The following is an 11,071-nucleotide window of genomic DNA, read 5'->3' as shown; positions in this document are numbered from 1 at the left end:
ACTTCCCAGTTGGACAAGGGATACACAGCACCAAGAAATGAGGTAGAAGAAGCCTTGGTTTTGATCTGGGCTGAGGTACTCGGACTGGAAGCGGGGAGCATCAGTGTAAAAGACAATTTCTTTGATTTGGGCGGGCATAGCCTAAAAGCGGCACAATTGATTACCCGGATCAGCAGGAAATTTCTTGTAAAACTTGGCATACAGAGCATATTTAAGGAACCCACTATAGAAACAATTAGCGAACAGATTATTTTCATTCTGGATCATAATAAACAACTCGAGAATAAAGAAAATCTGGTAAGAATAGAGATTTAATTTACTGACACTATGAAGCAATTATTGAAAGATATCCGGGATAATCATATTTTATTAGAGGTAATTGATGGTAAATTAAATGTATTTACCAGAGGTGTACAGCCTGATCCGGCGTTGATCGCTATTATTAAAGAACGGAAGGACGAGCTTACACAGTTTCTATTGAATAACAACCAGGAGAATTTCAGTGATGCTTTCCGACTGAGTATTCCCAATACGGGGATAAGGAGTCATTATCCGCTTTCCTCTGCACAGCGAAGGTTATGGGTATTGAGCCAGAATGAACAAGGAAGTGTTGCCTACAACATGAGTAGAATGTTTGTTTTAGAAGGGGCTTTGGATATAAATGCTTTTCAACATGCATTCCGGTCATTGATCATCCGTCATGAAAGCCTTCGAACTGCATTTCGCGAAGATGAGGAGGGAGAGATCAGCCAATTTATTATTGGTCCTGATGAAACAGGATTCAGCATCGTTCAAAAAGACCTTAGATCAAGGGAAAATGAACTCATGCGTATCGTGAAGGAAGAATTAAGCAGACCTTTTGACCTTTCTGCAGGTTGTCTGCTCAGGGCCGGTCTTTTCAGAACGGATGATCAGAAATGGGTATTTACCTATGTCATGCATCACATCATCAGTGATGGCTGGTCAATGGGCGTTTTAATTCGCGAACTGCTACAGGAATACCAGAATTATACGCAGAAAAAACCAAGAGGTCATCAGCCTTTAAGCCTTCAATATAAAGATTATGCTGCCTGGCAACAAGATCAGCTGAAAGAAAAGGGTTTTGAGCAACACCGGGCGTATTGGCTGGAACAATGCGGGGGAAGCCTGCCTATATTGGAATTACCCGCAGATAAGTTAAGACCGGCCATCAGAACCTATAACGGCAGTACGGTATCCAGAAAGATAAGTCCTGAACTCAGTCAAGCCATTAAAGGGCTCAGTCAGGAACTTGGCGGAACACTTTTTGTTGGTTTACTGGCAACTGTAAACGCATTATTATATCGTTATACTTATCAGGAAGATATCATTATCGGAAGTCCTATTGCAGGTAGGGACCATATTGACCTTGAGAATCAGATTGGTTTTTATGTAAATATGCTTCCATTGCGCAGCAGGTTTGATGGTAGCGGAAGCTTTAAGGAGCTTTTTGAGAAAGTAAACAAAGTTACCCTAGAAGCCTTTGAATACCAGAATTATCCTTTTGATGAATTAGTGGAGGCTGTACAAACAGCAACGGATATCAGCCGTCATGCACTTTTTGATGTGGTTGTGGTGCTGCAGAATACTGATATTGTTGCACATCAGCTTGAGACATCAGATCAGGGTGAATTGAGTGTTAGCTCTTTTGATGCTCCTTCGCAGGTCGTAAGTCTGTTTGACCTCAGGTTTGACTTCAGAGAAATCAATGGAGCGTTATTGGTGACCATCGATTACAATACAGATATTTATCTGAAAAGTACCATAGAAAGACTTATTGCTCATTTTGAACAGTTATTGTCGGTTGTTGTGGTCCAACCGGAAATGGCTTTAAAAGAACTGGATTATTTGACTGTTGCAGACAAAAATCTGGTTACTTCTTTCAACCGGGGCCATGCGGCTTATCCTGAAGATACTCATATTGCTGCAATTTTTGAAGAGCAGGTAGCTCGTGTGCCCGATCATATTGCCGTAGTTCTTGAGGACGATCTCCTGACTTACAGGCAGCTGAATGAACGGAGCAATCAGATCGCAAATTTTCTGATCCATAAAACTGCCTTAAAGCCCGAAGAAGGGGTAGGGATTTTGCTGGATAAAAAGCCGGACTGTATCGCTGCCATGCTCGGGGTACTCAAAGCCGGAGGAATGTATATTCCAATGGATACGACAACGCCTGAGGAGCGTTTGCAGTTCATCATTAAAGATGCAGGCATCAGAACCATCATTACTGAAAAATCATACCTGGAGCTGGCCAACAGATTGCAATGGTCGGTCGGGGCGCTGCAGTACTACCTTTGTTTGGACAGTACAGATGTACATCAGGAAAAAGAAGTGGTAGAGAATGTCATGATGAATCAGGACTTGTGGGACCATGTGGGCAGAAAGGCTGTGGATCAGATTACCGGAGGAGGATGGAGCAGTAGTTTTACCGCTGAAGCGATCTCTGAAAAGGAAATGGAAGAGTATGCGATGAATGCCTTTCAGAAGCTGAATGGATCACTGAATGGCCAAAGCCGTGTGCTGGAAATAGGTTGTTCCTCAGGTCTGACCCTAAGTAAGATCGCAGCAAATGTCGGCCTGTATTACGGAACAGATATCTCTCCGGTGATTTTGGAGAATACCAGGGATATGGTAGCAAAGAAAGGCTTCACAAATGTAAAGCTAAAGCATCTCGCGGCCCATGACATTAAAGACCTGGAAGAAGGGGAATTCGACCTGATCATTATCAATAGTGTTATTCAGCATTTCCATGGACTTAATTACCTTAGACAGGTGCTTAAAGATGCCATCTCCTTGCTGGGGGCTGATGGCAGATTGTTTATCGGAGATATTATGGATGTCGAACTCAAAGAGCAGATGCTGGATGACCTAAAAGATTTTAAGCGTTTAAATAAAGATAAAAAGTACCTTACTAAAACTGATTTTTCAGCAGATCTTTTCGTCGCACGCGGCTTTTTTGAAGACATGCAGTCTGATATACCTGAGATCGAAAGCATCAGCTTCAGCAATAAAATTTATGAAACGGAAAATGAGCTGACCAGGTATAGGTATGATGCCCTTATCACAATTGATAAGCGGAACTCTAGCCGAAATGTCCTCCCGAGAAAAAAATATCAATACGACAATCGTATCCTCGCTTTACAGTCTTCCGAAAACCCGGGACTGGATATTTCTCCTGATGGTCTTGCCTATGTAATCTATACCTCCGGGACTACAGGTCTTCCTAAAGGGGTACTTGTTCAACACAACAATGTGGTACGGCTTTTTATGAACGAAAATCCATTGTTCGATTTCAATGAAAATGATGTCTGGACGATGTTTCATTCCTATAGCTTTGATTTCTCTGTATGGGAAATGTACGGTGCACTTCTGTTTGGCGGTAAGCTGATATTGGTGTCGAAAATGGCCTCAAAAGATCCTTCTTCCTATCATCGCTTATTAAAGGATAATAGGGTAACGATTTTAAACCAAACGCCCTCTGCATTTTATCACCTGATAAGGGTAGATCAGGAAAGTTCTGAACAGCTCTCAGACCTGCGTTATGTGATTTTTGGAGGGGAAGCTTTAAGCCCGGGTAAACTGTTGAACTGGAAACGAAAATATCCTGAGATCAAGTTGATCAACATGTACGGTATTACAGAGACGACGGTACACGTAACCTATAAAGAGATTACCGAACTGGAAATCATACACAATAACAGCAATATCGGGAAGCCTATTCCTACCCTTAACTGCTATATTCTGGACCCTTCTCAGCACTTATTACCTGTAGGTATTCCCGGAGAGTTATATGTGGGTGGAAAAGGAGTGGCCAGAGGATATTTGAACCGACCTGAACTGACAAACGAAAGGTTCATCTCCAACCTGTTTTTTCCAGACAGGTTATACCGTTCCGGCGATAAAGTACGTTTGTTAGAAACAGGCGAAATGGAATATCTGGGCCGGATAGATGATCAGGTAAAGATAAGAGGTTTCCGGATAGAATTGGGAGAAATCAAAAATGCACTTGATAAACACGACCAGATTACTGATGCTGTGGTTATTTCCAGAGAAAACAAGGAGGGAGATAAATTTCTTGCTGCTTATATCGTGTCAGATCATACCTTAACTGTTAACGACCTTAGGGATTTTCTTTTGATTAGTTTACCGGAGTACATGGTACCTGCACACTTTATTATGCTGGAACAATTCCCATTAACAAAGAACGGGAAAGTTGATAAGAAATTATTGCCTCTACCTGAAGGATTGACTATGACTACTGGTGTGGTTTATCAGGCGGCAAGAAACCAGCTCGAAGCAGATCTGACCAGCTTGTTCAGTCAGGTGCTAAATATTGAAAAACACTTCGTTGGTGTGAATGACAATTTCTTTGCGATGGGCGGCGATTCGATCAAAGCCATACGCCTCATTGTGCAGATCAAAAAGCAATTAAATAAAAGCATTAGCATTGGAAAGTTATATGAACATCAGACCATCGCTGAGCTGTCCTTGTGGCTGGATGCAGCTGAGGACGGAGTTGCTCAGGAAGATGTTTATTCCAATCTGACCAGAGGGCTTAAAAAAATACAAAAGATTAGGGAGGAGATAGAGGAGGAAGATCAGGCAAAAAATGTTTTGCCTGATATTTATGAAGATATATATCCGGTTTCTCAGGTAGAACAGGGAATGATCTATTCTTCAACGCTGAATCCTGCGGCACCAGTGTATTACGATCAATTTCTGTTTTTTCTTGAAATCAAAGATTTCAATCAATTTAAAGAAGGTGTGGAAGCCCTGGTGCAAAGACATCCGATTTTAAGAACCAAATATTTTATTAAGACTTTTAGTCAGCCGGTAAAGGTGGTTTTAGATACCATCAATTTGCCGATTTCTTACGAAGATTTGTCGGCCTTAACGGAAGCAGAACAACAGGCGCATATCCGTAACTTTCTCGAGAAGGACCTTTTGGTTAGATTGGATTTTGATGATGAGATCCTGTGGCGTTTTAAAATCCATCACCTGAATGGAGAGCGGTATTTCATTACCTGGAGTATCCATCATGCGGCAATCGACGGCTGGAGTGTTTCTATTTTTAACAAAGAATTGACGGAGCTACTAGCAGGAAAAGATATGCTGAGCCTGCCTCCGCTCAAAAACACCTATAAGGATTATTGTGCAGTTTTTCTGGGCAGGGAAAAAACGCCTTCCGTAGAAATGTATTGGAAAGAATTGCTTGCTGGTTATACCAGAAATAAGCTCCCTTTCAATTACAAAGGAACTAAGATCAGCGATTATACCGGCATGAAATATGTTTCTCATACGGTTAAGGGAGATCTTTTACTTAGATTGCAGGACTTGTCGACCAAGCATCAGCTGGCATTTAAGTCAATTTGTCTTGCCGCTCATTTGTATTTATTACATACCATTTGCGCAGAGCAGGATGTAGTTACCGGTATGGTTACCCACGATAGGCCGCCGTTAGATAACAGCGAATATATTATGGGCTGTTTTTTGAATACTGTCCCAGTAAGAGTGGATGTGTCAAAACCGATGGATATCCTGTCCTTTCTGAAGTCGGTTAATAATTGTTTGACAACCGTGAAACCAAATGAGATCCATCTTAGTGAAATTGCTAAAATCATAGAAGAGAAGACCGGATCGTCTAACCCGATCTTTGATACCATACTCAATTATACAGATTTTCATTTGTATAAAGATCTGAATGATGCATCCAATATCAAACTGTTTGATGCCGATAGGAAATTGGTGGAACCCGATCAGGCCAATATGATGACGAATACCTTATTTGATGTAGAAGTCGGTAAAACATTGGATCACCTAAGTATCAGCATTAAATATACGCCTGCTTACTTCCGGGAAACAGAAGTTAAATATGCACTGGATTTGTATATCCGCATTCTGGATTGCTTCTGCAAGGATGTTACTACACCATTATCAGCCATTCGTTTATTAACACCGCCTGAATTAAAAGAAATCCTCTACAACTTTAATGATACGATATCACCTTATTCAGATCAGCAAACTTTACATGGTTTGTTAGAGGATCAGGTAAAAAAGACTCCGGAGCATGTTGCGCTAACTCAAGATGGGGAGACCATGAGCTATTTAGTGCTGAATGAAAAGGCGAATCAGCTTGCACACTTGCTCTTAAAGCAGGGAGTATTGCCTGCCGAAAACATTGGTTTACTGGTTAAGAGAGGTTTTGATATGATCGTGGGTATGTTTGCCATACTAAAGTGTGGTGCATCCTATGTTCCTATAGATCCAGAATATCCAACAGATAGGCAAGAATATATTGCATTAAATTCGAGAGTGGCAAAGATACTGACAGATGAAACTTATCCATTATCAGAAAAAATCAGTGAAATCACCTTTTTAAGGATTGATCATGACCCCGGAGTAGAATTTGAGCAGCGCAATCCAAATGTTGACATTGATCCTTTACAGCTGGCCTATACCATTTACACATCTGGTTCAACCGGACGTCCTAAAGGGGTAATGATAGCTCATAATGCTGCTGTAAACCTGGTCGAATGGGTAAATAAAACTTATCAGATCGGGGCTGAAGATCGCCTTCTGTTTATTACTTCTATGTGTTTTGACTTGTCCGTTTATGACATATTCGGCCTGTTGGCCGCGGGTGGGGCCATCGTTATTGCGAGACAGGAAGAAGTACAGAATGTGGCCTTATTGAAAGAACTTCTTAAACGAGAGCACATCACCTTCTGGGACTCGGTTCCAACAACGATGAACTATCTTATAGGAGAGCTGGAAGAAGGCAGGGATGGTTATCTGCAAGAGGAGCTAAGACTTGTTTTTCTAAGCGGCGACTGGATCCCGGTTCAATTACCGGATCGGATTATACAGCGTTTCCCAAATGCGCAAATTATCAGTCTGGGAGGAGCAACAGAGGGGACGGTCTGGTCTAATTTTTATCCGGTGAAATCTTCTACCGTTTCCTGGTCAAGCATTCCTTATGGAAAACCGATCAGCAATAATTTTTTCTATATTCTGGACGATCACTTAAGACCTGTTCCGAAAGGTGTTGCAGGCGAGTTGTATATTGGAGGGCTTGGTGTAGCATATGGTTATGCCAATGATCCCATAAAAACGGAACAGTCTTTCAAGGCAGATCCTTTCCATCATGAACTCGGAGGGCGCATGTATAAAACCGGAGATCTTGGTCGGTTGATGGCTGATGGTAACATGGAATTTTTAGGACGAAAAGATGATCAGGTTAAAATCAGGGGATACCGGGTTGAACTTGGGGAAATAGAAAGTGTGCTTTTAAAGCATGAAGAGGTTAAGGAAGCCATTGTCAGCGTGAGCAAAGATTCGAATAATAACAATCAGTTATGCGCTTATGTAGTCATGCATAGTGACTTAGCTATCGATGAGCTTAAGCATTATCTAAAAGATTTGCTTCCTTTTTACATGGTTCCTCATCTGTTTATAAAACTGACGGCACTTCCCTTAAATAGCAATGGTAAAATTGACAGGAAAAAGCTTCCTGTACCGGAGTTGCTGCATGAAGAACAGCTGGATAACTATGAGGAGCCAAAAACTGAACTTGAGCTCAAAATTGCTGAATTGTGGAAACGCATACTTCAATTAAAAAATATAGGGATTAAAGATGATTTCTTTGATATCGGAGCGAATTCATTATCCGTTGGTGCATTTGTAAACAGACTGCACAAGGAGCTTGATTTCCAGATTTCCATTCCGGAAGTGTTCCTTCATCCGACTATCGAAGGTATTGTTGGGGTGTTGAATGCCAAAAATAATACCGGATTTCAGGTGATAAAAAACGCGGAAGAGCAGGACTTTTATCCATTGTCTTCCTCTCAGCGACAGCTATGGGTATTGAGCCAGTTTGAAGAAAATAGTCTTTCTTATCATATTCCTGCCATTTATAAGATGGAAGGAATACTGGATATTGAGGCGCTTAAATATGCATTTAAAGCATTGATTAGTCGGCATGAGATCCTGAGGACAGTTTTTAAAGCCGACGACGCGGGAATTCCGGGGCAATTTATTATCCCCTTTTCAGCTATTGATTTTAGTCTCCCTGTTAATGATCTCCGTCAGGGAAATGAGCAGGAAATTAGTTCGTTTTTAAAACAGGAATTTATCAGGGCATTTGATCTAGCAACTGGGCCTTTAATCCGAATCGTACTTGTACGCTCAGGAGAAGAAGAATGGATACTGGCCTGTACGATGCATCATATCATAAGTGATGGCTGGTCTGCAGGTATTCTGGTAAACGAGTTGAGAACTCTGTATAACCATTATGTAAATGGAAACCTGCTTCCGTTACCGCCATTAAATATACAATATAAAGATTACGCGGTATGGCAGCAGGAGCTGTTGAGCGGAACTGCTATGGGTCAGCATAGGGGATATTGGCTGAAGCAATTTGAAGATGGAATTCCGGTGTTGAATCTGCCCACCGATAAATCAAGGCCTTCTCTCAAATCCTTTAAAGGTGGAACGGTTACTACTAGTATAAATGCCAGTTTGACTGCCGGATTGAAGGCATTGCTTCAACTGGAAGGACAAACCTTATTTATGGGTATAACCGCTTTGATCAATGCTTTATTCTATAAGTATACCAACCAGGAGGATATTGTGATCGGTACTCCGGTAGCGGGCAGGGACCATGCTGATTTGGAGGAACAAATTGGCTTTTATGTTAATACCCTTGCCTTAAGAACACGTTTCGATGCCCGAAAGGGGTTTGTGGCTTTACTGGCTAATGTGAAAGAGATGATGCTTGGTGCTTATGAGCATCAGGTGTATCCATTTGATGAACTCGTATATGATCTGAACCTGAAACGTGACCTTAGCAGGGGTAGCTTATTTGATGTGATGATTGTCCTTCAGAATAACCATTTGCTACGCGATCAGCGGGAAAAGAAAATGGGAGAACTTATCGTTACGGGTTATGAACAACACGAAAATAACAACAGTAAATTTGATCTGACTTTCGATTGTGTGGAAAATGGGGAAGAATTACTGATTAGAATTGAATACGACAGTGATCTGTTTTATAAAGAGACTGTAGATCGGCTTGGGAATCACCTGGAACAATTACTGGAAGCCATTCTCATGGCACCATCGATGCCATTAACTGAACTTAATTATTTGTCAGCAGCAGAAGAGCACAAGTTATTAAACCTGTTTAATGATACGGAGCAGGTTTATCCGGAAAGTAAAACCCTGAAAATGCTTTTTGAGGAGCAGGTCGCCAGAACACCTTTATCTACCGCGCTGATTTTCGGAGTACAGGAATTTAGCTACCTAGAAATCAACACAATGGCTAATCGCCTTGCGGCTTATCTTAAAAATAAATATGCGTTAATGCCTGACGATTTGCTGGCCATAAAGCTGGAACGGAGCGAGTGGATGATAATTGCTATCTTGGCTGTTCTAAAAACTGGGGCAGGAGTTGTTCCTGTTGATGCCAGGAGCCTTGACGGGCGTGCAGATTTCATTGTAAAAGACAGTGGATGTAAAGGTATCTTCAACAGTGTCGGGTTGACTGATTTTATAGAGACTTCAGGTGATTACGACTATGAAGATTTACCATCCGAAGCCGATTCAGGGCATCTTGCCTTTGTGATATACACTTCAGGTTCGACTGGGTTTCCTAAGGGATGCATGATAGAAAATAAAGGAGTTATCAATCACCTTTTCAGTAAGATCAGTTTACTTGATTTAAGGGAAGGCGAAACCATCTGTCACAGTTCGGAGTTACATTTTGTAGGTGGAATATGGCAATTGTTTGCTCCGCTGATTGTTGGCGGCAGCGTTTATTTCTGCAATCGAGAAGAACTTCTAAATACCAGCCTTTTATTAGCTCAATCGCTCAGATATCAGGTAAATACGTTAGAATTGATTCCTTCACAGCTCAATGAATTGCTGTTGCACGAAAAGGAGATAAACCTAGAGCATTTGAATATGCTGATTCTTACAGGTGAAAAATTGAATCCTCATTTTTTAAAAAAATGTCAGAAGGGGAACGAGCACCTTAAGATTGTGAATACTTATGGTCAAACTGAGCTTTCGGATGTTACCGCCTCTTATTTAATTGATGTGGTCGATGAATTTAAACCCATTTTGGTGGGTTCACCTATACAGAATACCCGCACTTATGTTCTTTCCGGAAATCATTTATTGTGTCCTATTGGTGTTTTTGGAGAGCTGTGTACCAGTGGAGACGGGCTTTGCAGAGGATACATGAATTTGCCGGAGCTCACTGCGGAAAAATTTGTGGACAATCCTTATCTGCAAGGAAAGAAAATGTTTAAAACCGGAGATTTGGGAAGGTGGTTATCTGATGGAACACTGGAAGTTGTGGGCAGGAAAGATGATCAGGTAAAAATCAGAGGGCATCGTATAGAATTAGGAGAAATCGAAAATGCTTTGTTAAAATTCGGGCCAATTGAACAGGCCATTGTACTTTGGCAGAAGAAAGAAAAAACCGAAAAGGAACTCATTGCTTATTTTGTTGCTACGGAAAAGTTGAACAAATCGCAGGTAACCATGCACCTGATAAAAAATATACCCGATTATATGGTTCCTTCTACTTATGTTCAACTGGATCAGTTTCCATCACTCGATAATGGCAAGGTTAATAAAAAAGCTTTGTTGTTTATGGCCGAATCTGAAATTGATTCAGGTATTGCTTATCTAGCCCCTTCAAACGAAACGGAGCATATTCTGGTCGATATTTGGGAAGATATCTTACAAATTAAAGGAATAGGTGTTCTGGACAACTTCTTCCTATCGGGCGGACATAGCCTGAAGGCAACAACGATGGTTAATAAGATCCGCCAGTCCTTTCTTGTTGCAATTAGTATAAAAGATGTTTTCCAATCTGTTGATATACAAACACTGGCGCAAGAGATCCAAAAGAAAATATGGTTGAAGGAGTCTGCTGAATTTAATGGCACTTCCGGTGATTCCAGAGAAACACTGACATTATAACATAGTATTTAAATTTTTTAATTCATTGATCAGGCAACAAGGTATTCCATGTCTGTTTGTATCT

Annotated in this window: 2 protein-coding genes; both read left to right on the top strand. The window is 41.1% G+C overall.

Going from position 1 to position 11,071, the window contains the following annotated elements; translation table 11 throughout:
• Positions 1–315, top strand: a 315-nt coding sequence (locus BCL90_RS00165; RefSeq protein WP_208647481.1) for a phosphopantetheine-binding protein, incomplete at its 5' end; no start/stop codon positions are given.
• A 12-nt stretch (positions 316–327) separates the two neighbouring features.
• Positions 328–11,007 (top strand): non-ribosomal peptide synthetase, encoded by a 10,680-nt coding sequence (locus BCL90_RS00160; RefSeq protein ID WP_121281958.1) that lies wholly within the window; start codon positions 328–330, stop codon positions 11,005–11,007.
• The last annotated feature ends 64 nt before the right edge of the window (positions 11,008–11,071 follow it).

The organism is Pedobacter alluvionis (genome assembly GCF_003664035.1).
GTDB classification, from domain to species: domain Bacteria; phylum Bacteroidota; class Bacteroidia; order Sphingobacteriales; family Sphingobacteriaceae; genus Pedobacter; species Pedobacter alluvionis.
Note: the sequence above shows the minus strand (reverse complement) of the source record. Positions and strands in the feature narration are given on the sequence as shown.

Coding starts and splice junctions, on each gene's coding strand:
- BCL90_RS00160 (WP_121281958.1), top strand. CDS start 328: ATGAAGCAATTATTGAAAGATATCCGGGATAATCATATTTTATTAGAG.